Source organism: Mucilaginibacter myungsuensis (assembly GCF_015222005.1).
Lineage (GTDB): Bacteria > Bacteroidota > Bacteroidia > Sphingobacteriales > Sphingobacteriaceae > Mucilaginibacter > Mucilaginibacter myungsuensis.
In genome coordinates this window covers 382,850-398,806 of record NZ_JADFFL010000003.1, presented here as the reverse complement: position 1 = coordinate 398,806, position 15,957 = coordinate 382,850, and the positions used below count along the sequence as shown (strand labels likewise).

Here is a 15,957-nt window from a genome sequence, read left to right as displayed (position 1 = left end):
GAGGGGCGGGGAAGCACGTGATGAAATGGCGGGGAGGGGTTAGCGAAGACGTCTTGCGGCAAACCCCTCCCTGCAGCCGCACGGTCCTCCGCACCCCTCCCCAAGGAGGGATTTAGCAATAGCTGTTTGTTAGCGACAAACGCTTAATCGGCTATCGGTTTCAATATCTTTTGATCAATATAAAATGTACCGAACGGAATGATGCAGGCCAGCAATACCTTCCAGGTCGTCTGCCCGAATTTCCATTTTTGTTCGATGCCGACCATCAGCGTATTGAATATGAACAGCAGGAACAACGCGCCATGTATCGGCCCCATAGTTTTTACTAAGGACGGATCGCCGGCGTAGTGTTTCATGGGTACGGCTATGAATATTAAGATCAGCAAAGATAACCCTTCCAGGTAACTTAAAATGCGTAACCTACCCAGGCGGGTGGTGAATAGTTTGGTCATAAATAAACAGATCAGCTTTAAAAACTTCATAGATAGGGCCTGCCTGCCAGGGGCGAGAACGGCCACGGGATCGCCAAAAATATCAGCACAAGCGCGGTGATGAACCAGATCATCATCGTTTCGAATTTATCGCGGTCGGCGGTTTTGCGTTTGGCCATGGATGAGCCGGAACTGATCAACACCACGGCCAATAGCATTAGCGCGATGTGGATGTATTTAAAAAACATCTGCTCGGTAGCCATGGGGCTGTGCATGCCCGGTATATCGCCCTGAACAAATGGACTTTTAAAATACAGGATCATCCCCACGGTCATCTGCAATTGGGCGATGGTAGCTGTCCAATGCCTCAGGCTGTTGTCGAATTTGGTAAATGGTCTACGCGCAGCGTAACCCGATACGCTCCTGTAAATGGCTAATAACAGTGCCGTCAGCACCACCCACCTGAAAACGGAGTGAAGTAATAGTAATGTAAAGTACATAGATGATAAAGAGTATCCACATGGTTTTTAATGGTTGATATAGTGATGTGTCTTGTAAAACGTAGTCACTTTTTCTTGAAAAAAAGTAACCAAAATTCAAGGCAGCAAAATGCTTCCTCTGCAGCACTGGCCTTTGCGCTGCATGCCGGACAGAACCACAGGGCCGAACCTTGACGCCCGACTTCGTTCGCGCAAACCCTCGCTTCTGCGCCAAGCTAATGCCCTCTCCCTCACACAGGCCAACATGTTCGGTCCGCCCTCATCCGGAAGCCGTACGCAGTCGGGAAGGGGGGAACGCAAACCGCTAATCAACCACTGATCACTGGTTAACTGATCACCGATCACTGACCGATCAATACGCCAACTCCTCACATCCGATCCCGGCTTTTTGCAAAGTGGCTTCTACCTGTCGCGGTGATAGCCCGTTAGCTACGATACGGAGGATGTTGTCGCAATCTTCTAAGTCAAAATTGAAGTTTTGGATAGCTGGCATGCGCGTGAGCAAGGTGCGCACCTTATTTACTTGTTTGGTTTCCTGAACACTGGTTTTAAAAATAAGCACGTCCATGTTGGTGTTGAGTTTAGTGTGGTAGATGAATGTGTTGGGTTTAATAGGGGCTTATTTATTCAATATCAGTTTTGAGTGGCAGCGGCAGGGTATGTAATGGCTTTAGATGCCTGCAACTGCCACTCGCTGCTGTTTATTCGTTATCCTTAAAGGACTGGTCGGGCTTACGTTCGTCCTGATCGAACTTGTCCCACGGACCCCAGTTAGGGCCGTGACCACAAAAACGATCTGACATTTTTTTGCGGAAGGCTTCACGCTCTTCAGGGGTCATTTTTTTGTATTTCTCTTCCATTTTACGGCGCATCCATGGCGGGCCGCCCGGGCCTCCCCAGCCGCGCCCTCCGCCTTTACCGAAACCGAACAGGATCTTGCAGAGTACAAAGATGCCCATGGCTTGCCAAAAAGTGATGGCGGCAACATGCAGGATATCCGGCAGTAGGCAGTTCCATAACTGCATTACGATATAGCTGACCAGCGATAATACGCCGAACGCGAATACAGGTATGGTGACAAATTTTACCGGTCCCTGAAATAATATTTTCTTCATTTTGATAATTTTTAATACTGTGTGATCTCCAGATACAATTGCCTTAAGCGCTCCCTCAGGTGCAGTACCGCGTAACGTTTGCGCGATACCAGCGTTTGGATGGGCACGCCTGTCATCTCTGCCATTTCGGCAAAGGTGACATCTTCCATCTCTTGCCATAGCCATACCTGGCGTTGCTCTTGCGGCAGCTCGTCAAGCGCACGGTAAAGCTGATCCCAAAAAAGGTTGCGCAGATATTCGCTTTCGGGCGTTTTGGCTTCGGTCATCAGGATCGCCTTAAAATTGCTGCCCTCATCATCGTCATCCTCGTCGTCCAAAAAAAGATCGTCCAATAACGTTTCCGAACGTTTGCGGTATTTATCTGTGATCTTATTGGTAGCTACCCTATACAGCCACGCGCCCGTTTGTTCTATCGGCTCGGAGTTGACCACCGCGCTTAGCTGGTACCAAACATCCTGCAGAATGTCCTCGGCATCGGCGTCGGTCTTCACCCTCCTCCTGATGAACGACAGCAGGTTCTTTCCGTAAGCCGTGATGGCTTGCAGTATATGGCTGTTCTTTTCTTCGGACATCAGGGCAGTGGACAATTGTATCTAATTATTGTTGTTATACAGGGGTAGACGAACCAGCATTAAAAACATTTTAAATTATTTTTAATTTTTTTCACCCCTCCAAACCTCCCCGACGGGGAGGCTTAAAAAGCCCCGTCATTGTGAGCGCAGCGTGGCGATCCCCGATCCAAAGGTCGGACTTGCGGAGCCGCTCTGCTTGCCTGGCATCGCTACGTCGCTGATGGAAGCTCCTCACGATGACGTGTTTTGTTATTTAGATGCCTTGACTGTCTGAATGTTACTGCCTTAACCTGACAGGCTATCACTTTGGCACACCTTTAGCATATCATCTATATGGCAAATAAAAAAACAATGATCATTGGCGCAACGCCCGATAGCAGCCGCTACGCCTACCTGGCTGCACATCGCCTCACCAAGGCCGGACACGACATCATTAACGTAGGTATCAAAAAAGGAGAAGTAGCCGGTGTAGCTATCGAACCGGCCGAGGATATCCATGATGATGTAGATACCATCACGCTATACGTTGGTCCGCAAAACCAGCCGCCTTTGTATGATTATATTTTGAACACGAATCCTAAGCGGATCATCTTTAATCCAGGGACGGAGAATAGTGAGTTACGTAAGATGGCGAATGAGAAAGGGATAGAGACGGAGTATGCTTGTACGTTAGTGTTGCTTTCGATAGGTCAATATTAATGGTTCGTAAGAGGGGGATTTAAGTTTTGTATCTTTGGGTATGAAAACCTTATTCGCATTCCTGACAACTTTATTATTCTGTTATCAGGCAGAACTATCGGCTCAGACGCTTCTGGACTCAACATTAACAAGTACTATCGCTCAAAAGAAACTTATCGAGGGGTATAAAAAGAAGTATGAGCGTAAAATCATTTTGCTGGCTAAGGTGCCGGGTAAAAAGTCGCTTGTAAAGGTGGTCAACCAAAAATGGCCTGATGAAACAGAAGTTTCTTACAACATCTTAAAAGATACCGCTGGGCGTATCAGGTATATTACGCAGTCGCCGGTGAGTGAAAGTGGCGACTGGGATATTGCGTACGACCATTATTTTGATGAGAACGGTAACACTATCGCGTTTTACGCCATCGAATCCATTTTTGATGATAATGTAAAGGGTGGTATTGTTAGAAAGAGCTTGTTAAAATACTACGACGCCGATTTCAAGCCCCTTAAACAGATCAATAGTTTGTCAGATGTGAAATTCCGTCCCATCAAAAAGAGTAAGCAGGAGTTTAATTTTAAAGATGATAAATATGTTATCTACAAAGATGTCACTGCTTGTTTAAAAGGTTACAATGTCATTTTGAAATAACAAGTTATGTGTTTGCGAGGAACGAAGCAATCGCGAATAAGCAGCGCGGCTCTTCGGGTTTGCGGTTGCTTCGTTTCTCGCAATGACAAGTATACAAATTAGGAACGCCCGGTCATCGACCAGGCGTTCCTAATTTATATCATTTCGCAATTGGCATTCCGCCTTCCAACAACTATTAAATATGTATCGGTCTCTTATCCGTAGCTGCCAAACAAGCTTCACGCATGGCCTCTGTGTAAGTCGGGTGGGCGTGGCTGGCGCGGGTTACGTCCTCGGCCGAGGCGCGGAACTCCATGGCGATAACAGCTTCGGCGATCATGTCTGCCGCACGTGGGCCGATCATGTGTACGCCCAGGATCTCGTCGGTTGTGGCATCAGCCAATACTTTTACAAAACCATCCAGGTCACCGCTGGCACGTGCGCGACCGCTGGCTTTGAACGGGAACTGACCTGATTTGTAAGCTACACCGGCAGCTTTCAATTGCTCTTCGGTCTGGCCTACGCTGGCCACCTCCGGCCAAGTGTAAACTACGCCCGGGATCAGGTTGTAATTAATATGTGGTTTTTGATTGGCAATTTGCTCGGCAACCAAAGTCCCTTCGTCCTCGGCTTTGTGAGCTAACATAGCACCTTTGATCACGTCGCCAATGGCATAAACACCAGGGACGATGGTTTGCAGGTGCTCATCTACAGTGATCTTACGACCACGCTCTTCAACGGTGATGCCGATATTCTCCAGGCCTAAGCCATCTGTGTAAGCTACACGACCTACGGCTACTAAGCAGTAATCACCTTTCAACTCGCCTTTTTCGCCTTTAGGAGTGTCGAAAGTAACGGTCACTTCTTTACCTTTTACGGTAGCGCCGGTCACTTTGTGGCCCAGGTAAAAGTCCATGCCTAATTTGGTCAGAACCTTTTGCAATTCTTTACCCAACGACTTGTCCATGGTCGGGATGATACCGTCCATAAACTCGATCACCGATACCTTAGCGCCTAAACGAGCATAAACCGAACCCAGCTCCAGGCCGATAACGCCACCGCCGATCAGTACCAGGTGTTTAGGTACTTCGGGCAAGTTCAAAGCCTCGGTAGAGGTGATGATACGTTTTTTATCGATTGGGAGGAACGGTAATGACGATGGTTTGGAACCTGTCGCGATGATCACATTTTTACCGGTGATCTCGGTAACGGTACCATCAGCCTTAGTTACGTTGATGGTGTTTTTATCTTTAAAAGAACCTACACCCACGTGTACGTCTATCTTGTTCTTCTTCATAAGGTAGGTTATGCCGCTGGTGTTAGCGTCAACAACTTCCTGCTTGCGTTGCACCATGCGGCCGAAATCAAATTTCAATCCTTTGGTCTCGATACCGTGATCGGTGAAGGCATGCGCCGCGTTATGGTAATGTTCGGATGAATCCAACAAAGCCTTGCTTGGGATACAACCCACGTTAAGGCAGGTACCGCCCAGGGTATTATATTTTTCGACAATGGCTGTTTTTAAACCCAGTTGCGCGCAACGGATAGCGGCCACGTAACCGCCCGGGCCCGAACCTATAACGATAACATCATATTGCATAGTAGTGTCTTTTTTGATCGGTGGCAAAGTTAGCATTCTGCAAATTAAACCATGCCATAATATCATAGCCTAAAGGTAAATTTTATATTTTAGGGCAAACCTTCAGCATCAATCGCTTATGACAATAACCAGTACCCTCACCCAACCGTGGTCGGCCGCCCAAAAATGGGGCTTCCGCTTTGCGTTCATCTTCTTTTTGATGTTCATTTTTTTGAACCCGAACGGTGCTGTGCCGTTGCTGAGCGAGACCTTTGAGATGTATATCATCCCTATGCATAAACTGATCGTATGGGCGGCAGCTAACGTATTACACCTGGCGAAACCCGTTACTCAATTTACAGGTGGCAGCGGCGATACTACTTATGATTGGTTGGTATTGCTGTTTATTACCGTGAGTGCGCTGGTCGGTTCGGTAGTGTGGTCTCTGGTAAGCCGCAAGCCTGTGAGTTACGATAGGTTATACTATTGGCTGCTGGTGATCCTGCGGTTTTATGTCGGTTTTACGATGCTGAGCTATGGCTCGGTAAAAATTGTCAAATTGCAATTCCCAATGCCTGGGCCGAGCAGATTGTTGCAAGCATACGGCGACTCGTCGCCCATGAGTTTGGCCTGGACCTTTATCGGTTACTCTAAAGGATACAACTATTTTACGGGGATAGCCGAGGTATTATGCGGCGCATTGCTGCTCTTCAGGCGAACGACTTTATTGGGCGCCATTATCGCCTTTACGGTGGCCGCTAATATTGTGGCTATTAACTATTGTTACGATGTGCCGGTAAAGATCGTATCGAGCGCGTTATTGTTAATGACGATATTTATCCTGCTTAAGAACCTGGACCGCATCATTAAATTCTTCTTTTTGAACCAGCAGGTGCAACCGGCGGTACTTACCCCTCGTCGTTTCCAAAAGAAATGGAAGAACATTACACTCACCACCGTTAAATATTTGTTGATCGCTTACGTGGTATTGAGTACGGGCAGCAACGTGATCAGTAGTATGCCTTTCGGCGATGATGCCAAACGACCGGTCTTGTACGGCATTTTTAATACGCGGGAATTTGTGTTGGGCAAAGATACGCTACCCCCATTGCAAACGGATACCAACCGCTGGCGTAGGTTGATCATCAACGGACGAGGCGGTGTGCGGGTGATGCTGATGAATGACAGTGTCCGTCCGTATAAGTTTGATACCGATACGGTCAAAAAGGTCATCACATTGGGTTCTTTTGATGATACCACTAAGAAATATAAATTCAAATACACGCTATCTAAAGATAGCGTATTGCAGATGACAGGCAAAGGCCCTAACGGTGACGTTAGTGCCAGCTTTAAACGGTTTGACGAGAAGCAGTTTTTGTTGATACGGAGGGGTTTCCATTGGGTGAATGAGTTTCCTTTTAATAGATAGGTATCTTTCTTCAACTATGTCATCTTTGTTCCTCTGGATGACATAGTTGAAGATCATTTCCACAAGCATCAACTTGTAATTTCAAAACTTTTTCGTACATTAGTATCACTCCGCCAAACCAGGCAAACCATCAAAATTTTCTTTCAATGAAGCTGATACCCGTATTTAAAGTGCGCGATATGCGGTCGGCGTTGAAGCATTATACCGAAGTGCTGGACTTTGAAATGACCGACCCAAATGATACCGTCGATTCGTTCGTAGTTGACCTTGGCAAGGACGGTGCCGACTTTCAACTGACCACTATGGAAGGCGACTACCTTTTCGGCTCGGTCGCCAATGTTTGGGTTGATGATGTGGACGCGGCTTTTGCCAAATATGTATCAAGGGGTTTGGATACATCAGGTAAGCCAAATTCGCCCGTGCATCAGGGACCGGTAAACCAAACCTGGGGCAGGCGCGAGTTTTATGTGACCGATGCGGATGGGAATACGTTGAGGTTTTGCGGGTTGGTAAAATAAAAAGTTTCGCTTTCCCGCTTGAGCGGGGTCAGGGGTGTGTCCTTCATTTGCAAGGTCTACGAAAGGACACATCCCTATGAGAGTTTCTGCTTAATGTTAGTTTAGTGCGTCCCGCTCAGGCGGCGAGACCAGGGTCTGCTCATACCTGCTTAGCTAACGATTGGATCAGGCAGTCACTCTATTTCCAAATTTTCACTACCTTAACCGTCACAAACTACAAACTGATCTTACAAATGAAAAAGAGTTCTACACTGTTATTAGCCCTTGCCCTTTTTTGCGCGACTGCGATGGCGCAGACCGCTCCGGCCGGTCCGTCCAAACAGGCGCTGGAGGATGCGCAATACGTTAAAGACCATTACGAAAAGGTAGAAATATCCATCCCGATGCGCGATGGTAAGAAACTGTTCACCTCTATTTATACGCCCAAGGATAAGTCGCAGAAATACGGCATCGTAATGCAACGTACGCCTTACACTGTTTCGCCGTACGGAGCTGCTATGAAAGGCACACTGGGGCAGAATATGCTGTTCGCTAAAGAAGGCTACATTTTTGTTTACCAGGACGTTCGTGGCCGCTATATGAGCGAGGGCGACTTTGTGAACGTTCGCCCGCAATTGGCTAAAGGCGGTAAATATGGCAAGAGCGATATTGACGAAAGCACCGATACTTACGACACCATAGATTGGCTGGTCAAGAACGTGAAAGGCAATAACGGCAAGGTGGGTATCCTGGGTATCTCTTATCCGGGTTTCTATTCAACCGCATCCTTACCTAACGCGCACCCGGCTTTAAAGGCGGTATCGCCGCAGGCACCAGTAACGGAGTGGTTCAAGGGGGATGATTTTCACCATAACGGGGCTTTCTTCATGATGGATGCTTTCGCGTTCCTGACCGGGTTTGGCGTACCTCGCCCTCAACCGATCTTGCCTACTGATATCAAGAACCAGATCAAGACCAACGTTAAGGACAATTACGATTTTTACCTGAAGCAAGGCGCGCTGCCCAACTTTAAAAAGAATTTCCTGGGCGACTCGGTAAAGTTTTGGGATAACATGATGGATCACCCTAACTACGACGAGTTTTGGCAAAAGATGAACATCCTGCCGCACCTCACCAATGTTAAACCGGCAGTGATGACCGTTGGTGGTTTCTTTGATGCCGAAGATGCTTACGGCGCTCAGGAAGTGTATAAAGCCATCGAAAAACAGAACCCGCAAACCACCAAGAACATGCTGGTATTAGGACCATGGTACCACGGCGGCTGGGAGCGCGGCGACGGCGACTTTTTAGGCGATATCCAATTTGGCCAAAAAACCAGCGAATATTTCCGCGAGCAGATAGAGATGCCTTTCTTTAATTACTACCTGAAAGGTAAAGGGGAGATGAACCTGCCCGAGGCCCACATCTTTATCACCGGCAGTAACGAGTGGAAGAAGTTTGACAAATGGCCTGCACCCAACACGTCCGAAAAGACGCTTTACCTGCAAGCCAATGGCAAGCTAAGTTTCAGCGCGCCGACCGTGGCCAATAATTTCGACCAATACACCATCGACCCTGCCGCGCCTGTTCCGTATCAGGAAGGTGTGCAAGCCCGCCGTACGCGCGAGTATATGATAGACGACCAGCGCTTTGCCGCCCGTCGCCCGGATGTGAAGGCTTACCAGACCGATGTGCTGACCGAGGACATTACCCTGGCCGGTCCGCTGTTGGCCGATCTGTTCGCATCAACCACCGGCACCGATGCCGACTTTGTGGTAAAACTGATCGATGTTTATCCTGACAACGAGCCTAACCCATCACCAAATCCAAGGAACATCACCATGGCCGGTTACCAGATGCTGGTACGCGGCGAGATCTTCCGCGGTAAGTTCCGTACTTCTTTTGAAAAACCGGAGGCGTTTGTGCCTAACAAGGTCACTGAAGTGAAATACGCCCTGCCCGAGGTTGCGCATACCTTTAAAAAAGGTCACCGCATTATGATCCAGGTACAAAACTCCTGGTTCCCACTGGCGGATCGCAACCCTAACCAGTTCCTGGATATCAATAAGGCCAAAGATTCTGATTTTATCCAGGCCACCATGCGCTTGTATCATGATAAAGATGCTCCGTCGAGTTTGAAGGTGACGGTGTTGAATTGATAACAATATCTGGCTTCAGTTTTTAAACTGAAGCCAGTTTTGGGCTTTTTAAATTATCACAATGAAACTAACCTGCACCCTTTCACTGCTATTATCAGTTTCAACTTTAACAGTTTCGGCTCAGATCAAGGTGACCAACCTTAAACCGACAGATATCTCTAAGTCAGTTCGTTATGACGGTAAGGTTATTAATGCCGCCCGTTTTTCAGACCGAGCAGGGGAACATTTGATCATCACGACAGAGACAGGCGAACGCCCATCAAAAGATAAGGACTTTGACGGACGTGATGCCGACCTGTATGCCTATCACTATGCTGTCAATGGCGCCGCATACAAGCAAACCTGGCAGATGCACGACTTTATTAAAGATTGCCCTGTGGACATTTGGGCCCAGTATCTACCGAATACTTTTGCGATAACTGATCTGGATAAGAATGGTGTAGCTGAGGTTTGGTTAATGTATAAGACCGTTTGCCATGGCGATGTAAGCCCAAGCACGATGAAGATCATTATGCACGAGGGTGATAAGAAATATGCAGTGCGAGGTACAAATATGGTTAAAGTGCCGGGAGAACAATATGGCGGCAGTTATACTTTCGACGCCACATTTAAAGCAGGACCTGAAGTATTCAGGAAATATGCAGCGGACCTTTGGAAGAAGAACTTGTTAGAGACCTGGAAGTAAATAATACTACCCCTTTTAACACTTCTTAACTAAACCCACCACAACAACGGTCGCGCTGTGCCGTTTGTATCACACAAACCGAACCCGACCATGCCCAAGCACATCGCCATTTGTCTTTCTTTTTTATTGCTCGTTAATATCGCGCAAGCGCAAAAGATCTTCCAGGTCACTTTGCAATTCGATAGTACCATCAAGCCGCAAAATGTACGCTACCATTATGATGACGGGATTGATCTGCACTTTAATGATGATACGCTCAGCAAGCGCCAATTTGTGCTGAAGCGCAAGTACTACGCGCCTTTGGCTATGGTAAACGTGGATTATACCGATGACGCCGGTAAGCAATACAACAACCGCTTTTTTATTACGGATAAACCGGCCATTATACGCTTTACGAACAAACCTAACGAGGAGCAAGAACTGCATTACAGTTACATCCTGAACGCCACGCCGATATTCGACTCTGTTAAAAATAAATTTTGGGCGGGGACCATCGCGAACCGCAAAAAGCATCCGGAGGAGAGCATTGCTTTTGACACTTTTTTGAAAAAGAACCCCAAATATCCATCAAGTGATTCTTTGCGTCGGGTATTTCAAAAACTGTATGAAGGCCATTTGAACAGGGATATGGCTTACCTAAGCCATCATGCCGATGATTACCAAGCGTTCTGGTTCTTCCGGAGCCAGTTAGAGCAAACCTCGGGCGGGCGGGACGCTTATCTGCAAGAGCAATTGGCCTACGTTAAAAAGGTATTCCCTAAGTATCTTAATACACCCGGCGGCAAACGCATGCTCGAAAGGTTCAGTGCCAGATTAGAACTGGTCGGGGTGGGGCAGGTATCACCATCATTCACGTTGAAATTGATCGACGGTAAAAATGTGGAGCTAAAAGACCTGAAAGGCAAATACGTCCTGCTGGACCTTTGGGCCACCTGGTGCCCGCCATGTATGGCCGAGATGCCGTTCATCAAAGATATCCGCGCCAAGTATCCGCCTGAGAAATTGGTCATCATTGGCATCAGTTCCGACCGTAGCATCAAGCCTATGAAAGAAGCCATCGTAAAACAGGGTATGAACTGGGAGCATTATTTGGATGCTGATGGGTACATGCTGCGTAAATTCAGCGTGTCGGCTATCCCGGTGTTGATCTTGATCGGTACTGACGGTAACATGCTTTATAAGAGCGACCATAAGGTGCGGGATGAGGATGCCTTGCCAAAGGTATTGGCGGGGATAGAATAAGATACCTCAAAGTCTCCCTTCCCCGCTCGAGCGGGGTCAGGGGTGTGTCCTTGGTTTGCAAGTTCTACGAAAGGACACACCCCTATGAAAGTTTTTGCTTGATGTAAGTTCAGTGCTTCCCCGCTCTAGCGGGGAGATTTTGGTCTGTCATTCCTCACATGAACTTCAGTCATAGAGTTAAGAGAGAATTAACTACACCTTCCTCGCCGATCTTTCCCAGGCCGCACTTTGCTTTCCTTTAAAATAACGAATGATACCAGCCAGTACCGCATAATTCATCACGCAAAAATAGTAGGGGACGAATAGCGCCTTCACGCGGATCTGGCGTTTCTCCATGATCATGCCTAATAGGGCCAGCAGGTAAAACATCACCTGACCGAACAGTAGCAGATCGTAGATCAGCCCGGCGCCTTGTATGGATATGACAACGTTCAGGATCAATGCCGCTATCATAAAGAACGGCGTCACCGTCCAGCGTAACACGCGGTGACTGATGTATTGGAACGACAGTATTGGGTACTTAAAAATGTTCAGCAACGGAGCAAGGCGAATGATGGATTGGATACCACCGGCAGCTATACGCACCTTGCGTTTCAACTCCTCGGTCACGTTGGCCGATGATGACTCGCTGGCGTAGGCTTCCGGTTCGTAAATAATGCGGTAGCCATCCTGGGCAATGTACATGGATATCATAAAGTCATCCAAAATGGTATCCAGCGGAACAGGTTTATACAGATCGCGACGGACGCTGAATAACTCCCCGGCAGCACCCACTACCGAGTATAGTTCCGAGTCCCATTTTTTCAGTGTCGACTCATATTTCCAGTAGAAACCTTCGCCGGCGGCGCTGGCATCGTCGGTCTCTTTTACCAATACGCGTTTCTCGCCCGCAATGGCGCCCACGGTCGGGTCGGCGTAGTGGCGGCAGATCTTTAATAGGGCCTCGCGATTAAGCATGGTATTGGCATCGGTGAACACGGCCACTTCCGCGTCAACAAATTCCATAGCGCGGTGCATGGCTACGATCTTGCCCGATCGGCCGTCCTTGTGCAACAGGTTTATCTGCGGGTATTCGCTGATGATGGCGGCGGTGTTATCGGTAGATCCGTCGGTCACAAAATAGATCTTCAGTTTGCCTTCGGGATAGCTTAGTGCAAGCGTATCGGCTATCTTCTCGCGGATGATGGTCTCCTCGTTATAGGCGGCTATTACCAGCGCACAAGTAGGTAATTGCTCGCCGGGCAGGTCGACAGGTACTTTACGGCCTTTAACGGCACGTTTTATTTTGATGATGATAAAGAGCAATATCCCATAACCCACGTAAGTGTAAAAGGCCATGAACAAGCTGAACCAGAACGCAATTTCCATATATCTGAGCTATTTGCTTAATGTTATCCCTAAGTCGGTACTATCGGTTTTGTTGGTGACGTTCCACCAAATGGCTTTGAGCAGGTAACCTGTAAAGTTGGCGTTGCCGCTGCGGATGTAATTGATGATGTTGCGCGGCACTACCAGCAACATATAATAAAAGTAAAAGAACAGCGCTTTCAACGCCGGCGCATTACGGCGGATGAACAGGATGCGGTTACGGTTCATAAAATACTCCTTCAGCCAGCTGTTGCGCCCTACCGATACCGATTCTTTATGGTAAATGAGCGCGTCGCCACGCATCCAGATCTGGTAGCCGGCACGCTTAATGCGTTCGGCCCAGTCCATTTCCTCGTAGTATAAAAAGTAGTTTTCGTACATCAACCCGACTTTGTCGGTAGCCTCACGTTTCACCATCATGGCGGCGCCGTGAGCGTAACCTACCGGACCTACCACCGTGTTATAATCATCGCCATTACGCTGGAACTGCCCCGGCGAGCTATTAGCGCAGGTATAATAGTTCATCTGTGTAAAATTGACGTATTGGATCAGCGTTTGGTCGTCAAAGTAATGGATACGGGGAGATACCGCGCCAACCTCGGGGTGTTCATCCAGTGTATCAACCAGTTTTTGCACCAATCCGGGTATAAATTCGGTATCGTTATTTACCAGAAAGTAATAGTCGCCGGTGGCGGCTTTAATGCCCACGTTGTTACCGCCTGCAAAGCCCAGGTTGGCACCGGTGGCTATAAATTTTACGTCGGGATATTCGGCCGCTATCTCGAGACCGGGGTTGTGCTTGCTGCCATTGTCTACTACAATGACCTCCAGATCGGGATAGGTATTGGTTTGGGCTATAGACCTAAGCAGGTCCATAGTGACCGCCGCTTGATTAAAATTTACCGTAACGATAGATACTTTTTTCATGCTGTTTTGCCGATGACTAAATATACGGCTTATTCTTAATTCAACCGTTGTTTAAAACCCATAGCTATTCAACGCGGTCAAATTTATTTGTATTGGCTCCCCCGGGTAAGTTAGGCTGATCATGGTCTGATCCTCTAAACAAAAACTTTGCGTGCGCCACTCTTTTACGGGATAACGGGCAGGCAGGTTATGCTTGCCATCAAGGGCAGGTACTTGGGGCAGATCATCATCGATACCCATCCCGCAAGCTTTTAGTAATGCCTCTTTGCGCGTCCATAATAGAAAAAAAGCTTTTGCCGGATCGTCGGACCTGTCAATAAAAGCGATCTCGTCCTTGCCGAAATAATTTTGGGCGATATCCTGATAATTGAAATTTGGTTTAATGATCTCGATATCTAACCCCATTTCCTCCTGCGCAATGGCGATCAAAAATTCACCGTCCGAATTGGACAGGTTAAAATAAATATCGTGTCCCGACAGGTAAGGCTTTTTGTTTGGTCCGAAATTGAAGGTCAATTCATCCCCAGATATGCCTAACTGGTCACCTAATAACTTCCTTAAAAGTCCATGTTGAATCACATAACGTTGGCGGTCGGCTTCGCGATGGAAGCGTTCAGCTTTAGTTTTTTCTTCGGGGGCGATCAGTTGATAATACTCATCGTAGCGGTCGGAGAGATCGTTAACCTTACTATACCAAATGGTTATGCCGTTATCGGCAGGGGCAGGGCTTCCCGAGGGGGCATCTATCCACGAGCAATTTACCGTTCCGGTCATCGATCAACCGATTTAGCGGGCCAGTTTGCCCATTGCTAATTTATAAAGGATCTTCACCTCTGCCCAACCCAGTTTAATGATGTCTGTAAAGGTAAAATCCATGTACATTTTTAACGAGAAATAGCCGATCGCTGTACCCACAATAAAGGTTGGTATGCTGGCAAAACCTACGCCGTAAATGCTATGCAACAGGTGGATACCGATAAGGTCGCCCACAATATTGACGCTTAGCATGGCCAGTACTTTATAAAAGTTGATCTTTGGTTTGTGTATGATATCCAGTGTTACGCCTGTAAACCTATCTATCGGGAATAGTAAAGCAATGCACAGAAATATCCTGAAGATATTTGCCGCCGGTGTACCCACATATTTACCGCCGCCAAGCATGCCTACGGCAATGTCGGCAAACGCCATAGCACCGATGATCACCGGGACGAACAGGATGGTAAGTGCGCCGGTGTATTTTTTAAAGATGTATTGCAACTCGTCTTTACGGTTATTATTCTGTGCTGCCGATAGGGACGACATGCCGGTGTTCACAAAGCTACGCAACGGGATATCGATCATATTGGTCAGCATTTGGCCAATGCCATAAACCGCCAGCGCGTTAGGGTGCGTTGGTACTAACAACAGGTTGATAATGAACGTGTCGGAATACCTTAACAAGTTAGCGCTAATGCTGGTGCCCACACTAAATTTACCAAAGTGGTATATCTCGGTCATGCTGGCCTTGGTTTGGGCGCGCATGGTTTTCATGCCGGTCCAGCTGCAAGCAAACACAATAACGCTTGTAAGTACGCAGCTGATGATATTGGTGACCAGGTACCAGTAAAGCGTGTTTTGTTTGATGTAAATAAGCACGATCACCGCAATGATGAACGACCCCTGGTTGATCAGCCTGATGTACAATATCTCTTTATAGCGTTGCTGGGCCTGCAATATCCAGGTAGCCACCACAATAGGCAGTGTAGCTACAAAGGTAATGGCCACCCATTTTATAGCCGTTTCGATACCTGAGTTATCGATATACTTGAGCATAAAAAGCCCGGGGACAGTGATCACACAAATAGCCAGGGTGATCAGCCAGCCTAATACCCAGGTGCTGCCCAATACATTGTCGGCACGTTGTTTATCGGCACCGGCAAAAAACTTGATGAAGGCCGTCGACAAAAAACCCGAGCGGAAAGTATCGATAAAAACGTAGGTAGCCTGAAAGAAGAACCAATCGCCCATCCTTTCTTCAGTAGTATGGCGCAGCAGGATAGCGTTGGTGATCAGATTCAGACCCGCCATCACCACATTGCCAGCAAGCGACAGGAATTGTTTGTTACCAATAAGTTCTTTGATCTTTCCCATCAAGTGTGGTTATA

17 protein-coding genes are annotated in these 15,957 nt (G+C 47.6%); 7 read left to right on the top strand and 10 right to left on the bottom strand.

All coding sequences use genetic code 11. The features are described from left to right. Window positions 1–143: 143 nt before the first annotated feature. The 5 genes from IRJ16_RS09330 to IRJ16_RS09310 form a co-directional block, all read right to left on the bottom strand. Entirely contained in the window at window positions 144–452 is a 309-nt protein-coding gene (locus tag IRJ16_RS09330) for a DUF3817 domain-containing protein (RefSeq protein WP_194111278.1), read from the bottom strand. 26 nt (window positions 453–478) lie between these two features. Continuing rightward, entirely contained in the window at window positions 479–931 is a 453-nt protein-coding gene (locus tag IRJ16_RS09325) for a hypothetical protein (protein WP_194111277.1), read from the bottom strand. A 352-nt stretch (window positions 932–1,283) separates the two neighbouring features. Beyond that, the gene (locus tag IRJ16_RS09320) at window positions 1,284–1,499 is read right to left on the bottom strand and encodes a hypothetical protein (protein ID WP_194111276.1); all 216 of its coding nucleotides are present in this window, start codon (window positions 1,497–1,499) and stop codon (window positions 1,284–1,286) included. Between the two features lie 133 nt (window positions 1,500–1,632). Then, window positions 1,633–2,046, bottom strand: coding sequence for a hypothetical protein (locus tag IRJ16_RS09315; protein WP_194111275.1), 414 nt, complete (start codon window positions 2,044–2,046; stop codon window positions 1,633–1,635). Window positions 2,047–2,057: 11 nt separating this feature from the next. Further along, complete coding sequence (locus IRJ16_RS09310) at window positions 2,058–2,633, bottom strand: RNA polymerase sigma factor (RefSeq protein WP_228079973.1); 576 nt, start codon at window positions 2,631–2,633, stop codon at window positions 2,058–2,060. Window positions 2,634–2,951: 318 nt separating this feature from the next. Here IRJ16_RS09310 and IRJ16_RS09305 point away from each other — a divergent pair, with 318 nt between their 5' ends. Together IRJ16_RS09305 and IRJ16_RS09300 are read left to right on the top strand one after the other, a co-directional pair. Next, window positions 2,952–3,317, top strand: coding sequence for a CoA-binding protein (locus IRJ16_RS09305; RefSeq protein WP_194111274.1), 366 nt, complete (start codon window positions 2,952–2,954; stop codon window positions 3,315–3,317). Window positions 3,318–3,357: 40 nt separating this feature from the next. Further along, window positions 3,358–3,948, top strand: coding sequence for a hypothetical protein (locus IRJ16_RS09300; protein ID WP_194111273.1), 591 nt, complete (start codon window positions 3,358–3,360; stop codon window positions 3,946–3,948). 175 nt (window positions 3,949–4,123) lie between these two features. On the opposite strand, the gene lpdA is transcribed toward IRJ16_RS09300, so the two are convergent. Further along, the gene (gene lpdA, locus IRJ16_RS09295; RefSeq protein ID WP_194111640.1) at window positions 4,124–5,527 is read right to left on the bottom strand and encodes a dihydrolipoyl dehydrogenase; all 1,404 of its coding nucleotides are present in this window, start codon (window positions 5,525–5,527) and stop codon (window positions 4,124–4,126) included. Between the two features lie 118 nt (window positions 5,528–5,645). Between lpdA and IRJ16_RS09290 the strand changes: the two genes are divergently transcribed. The 5 genes from IRJ16_RS09290 to IRJ16_RS09270 all read left to right on the top strand — a co-directional run bounded on the left by IRJ16_RS09290 (window position 5,646) and on the right by IRJ16_RS09270 (window position 11,518). After that, window positions 5,646–6,935: a hypothetical protein gene (locus tag IRJ16_RS09290; protein ID WP_194111272.1), complete on the top strand. Its 1,290-nt coding sequence runs from the start codon at window positions 5,646–5,648 to the stop codon at window positions 6,933–6,935. A 146-nt stretch (window positions 6,936–7,081) separates the two neighbouring features. Next, entirely contained in the window at window positions 7,082–7,453 is a 372-nt protein-coding gene (locus IRJ16_RS09285) for a VOC family protein (protein ID WP_194111271.1), read from the top strand. A 233-nt stretch (window positions 7,454–7,686) separates the two neighbouring features. Further along, window positions 7,687–9,591 carry a CocE/NonD family hydrolase gene (locus IRJ16_RS09280; protein ID WP_194111270.1) on the top strand — a complete coding sequence of 635 codons (1,905 nt, stop codon included), beginning with the start codon at window positions 7,687–7,689 and terminating at the stop codon, window positions 9,589–9,591. 61 nt (window positions 9,592–9,652) lie between these two features. Further along, the gene (locus IRJ16_RS09275; RefSeq protein WP_194111269.1) at window positions 9,653–10,276 is read left to right on the top strand and encodes a M949_RS01915 family surface polysaccharide biosynthesis protein; all 624 of its coding nucleotides are present in this window, start codon (window positions 9,653–9,655) and stop codon (window positions 10,274–10,276) included. Window positions 10,277–10,366: 90 nt separating this feature from the next. After that, on the top strand, window positions 10,367–11,518 hold the full coding sequence (locus tag IRJ16_RS09270) for a TlpA family protein disulfide reductase (RefSeq protein ID WP_194111268.1): 1,152 nt from the start codon (window positions 10,367–10,369) through the stop codon (window positions 11,516–11,518). 192 nt (window positions 11,519–11,710) lie between these two features. Here the strand turns inward: IRJ16_RS09270 and IRJ16_RS09265 are convergent, their stop codons facing one another. Genes IRJ16_RS09265 through IRJ16_RS09250 form a run of 4 tightly spaced genes read right to left on the bottom strand, consistent with a single transcriptional unit; the run spans window position 11,711 to window position 15,943 of the window. Continuing rightward, window positions 11,711–12,886 carry a glycosyltransferase family 2 protein gene (locus tag IRJ16_RS09265; protein ID WP_194111267.1) on the bottom strand — a complete coding sequence of 392 codons (1,176 nt, stop codon included), beginning with the start codon at window positions 12,884–12,886 and terminating at the stop codon, window positions 11,711–11,713. Between the two features lie 9 nt (window positions 12,887–12,895). Beyond that, window positions 12,896–13,813: a glycosyltransferase family 2 protein gene (locus IRJ16_RS09260; protein WP_194111266.1), complete on the bottom strand. Its 918-nt coding sequence runs from the start codon at window positions 13,811–13,813 to the stop codon at window positions 12,896–12,898. 51 nt (window positions 13,814–13,864) lie between these two features. Continuing rightward, the gene (locus IRJ16_RS09255) at window positions 13,865–14,587 is read right to left on the bottom strand and encodes a 4'-phosphopantetheinyl transferase family protein (RefSeq protein WP_194111265.1); all 723 of its coding nucleotides are present in this window, start codon (window positions 14,585–14,587) and stop codon (window positions 13,865–13,867) included. 12 nt (window positions 14,588–14,599) lie between these two features. Then, window positions 14,600–15,943 (bottom strand): lipopolysaccharide biosynthesis protein, encoded by a 1,344-nt coding sequence (locus tag IRJ16_RS09250; RefSeq protein WP_194111264.1) that lies wholly within the window; start codon window positions 15,941–15,943, stop codon window positions 14,600–14,602. Window positions 15,944–15,957: the final 14 nt, after the last annotated feature.

Coding starts and splice junctions, on each gene's coding strand:
- IRJ16_RS09330 (WP_194111278.1), bottom strand. CDS start 452: ATGACCAAACTATTCACCACCCGCCTGGGTAGGTTACGCATTTTAAGT.
- IRJ16_RS09325 (WP_194111277.1), bottom strand. CDS start 931: ATGTACTTTACATTACTATTACTTCACTCCGTTTTCAGGTGGGTGGTG.
- IRJ16_RS09320 (WP_194111276.1), bottom strand. CDS start 1,499: ATGGACGTGCTTATTTTTAAAACCAGTGTTCAGGAAACCAAACAAGTA.
- IRJ16_RS09315 (WP_194111275.1), bottom strand. CDS start 2,046: ATGAAGAAAATATTATTTCAGGGACCGGTAAAATTTGTCACCATACCT.
- IRJ16_RS09305 (WP_194111274.1), top strand. CDS start 2,952: ATGGCAAATAAAAAAACAATGATCATTGGCGCAACGCCCGATAGCAGC.
- IRJ16_RS09300 (WP_194111273.1), top strand. CDS start 3,358: ATGAAAACCTTATTCGCATTCCTGACAACTTTATTATTCTGTTATCAG.
- lpdA (WP_194111640.1), bottom strand. CDS start 5,527: ATGCAATATGATGTTATCGTTATAGGTTCGGGCCCGGGCGGTTACGTG.
- IRJ16_RS09290 (WP_194111272.1), top strand. CDS start 5,646: ATGACAATAACCAGTACCCTCACCCAACCGTGGTCGGCCGCCCAAAAA.
- IRJ16_RS09285 (WP_194111271.1), top strand. CDS start 7,082: ATGAAGCTGATACCCGTATTTAAAGTGCGCGATATGCGGTCGGCGTTG.
- IRJ16_RS09280 (WP_194111270.1), top strand. CDS start 7,687: ATGAAAAAGAGTTCTACACTGTTATTAGCCCTTGCCCTTTTTTGCGCG.
- IRJ16_RS09275 (WP_194111269.1), top strand. CDS start 9,653: ATGAAACTAACCTGCACCCTTTCACTGCTATTATCAGTTTCAACTTTA.
- IRJ16_RS09270 (WP_194111268.1), top strand. CDS start 10,367: ATGCCCAAGCACATCGCCATTTGTCTTTCTTTTTTATTGCTCGTTAAT.
- IRJ16_RS09265 (WP_194111267.1), bottom strand. CDS start 12,886: ATGGAAATTGCGTTCTGGTTCAGCTTGTTCATGGCCTTTTACACTTAC.
- IRJ16_RS09260 (WP_194111266.1), bottom strand. CDS start 13,813: ATGAAAAAAGTATCTATCGTTACGGTAAATTTTAATCAAGCGGCGGTC.
- IRJ16_RS09255 (WP_194111265.1), bottom strand. CDS start 14,587: ATGACCGGAACGGTAAATTGCTCGTGGATAGATGCCCCCTCGGGAAGC.
- IRJ16_RS09250 (WP_194111264.1), bottom strand. CDS start 15,943: ATGGGAAAGATCAAAGAACTTATTGGTAACAAACAATTCCTGTCGCTT.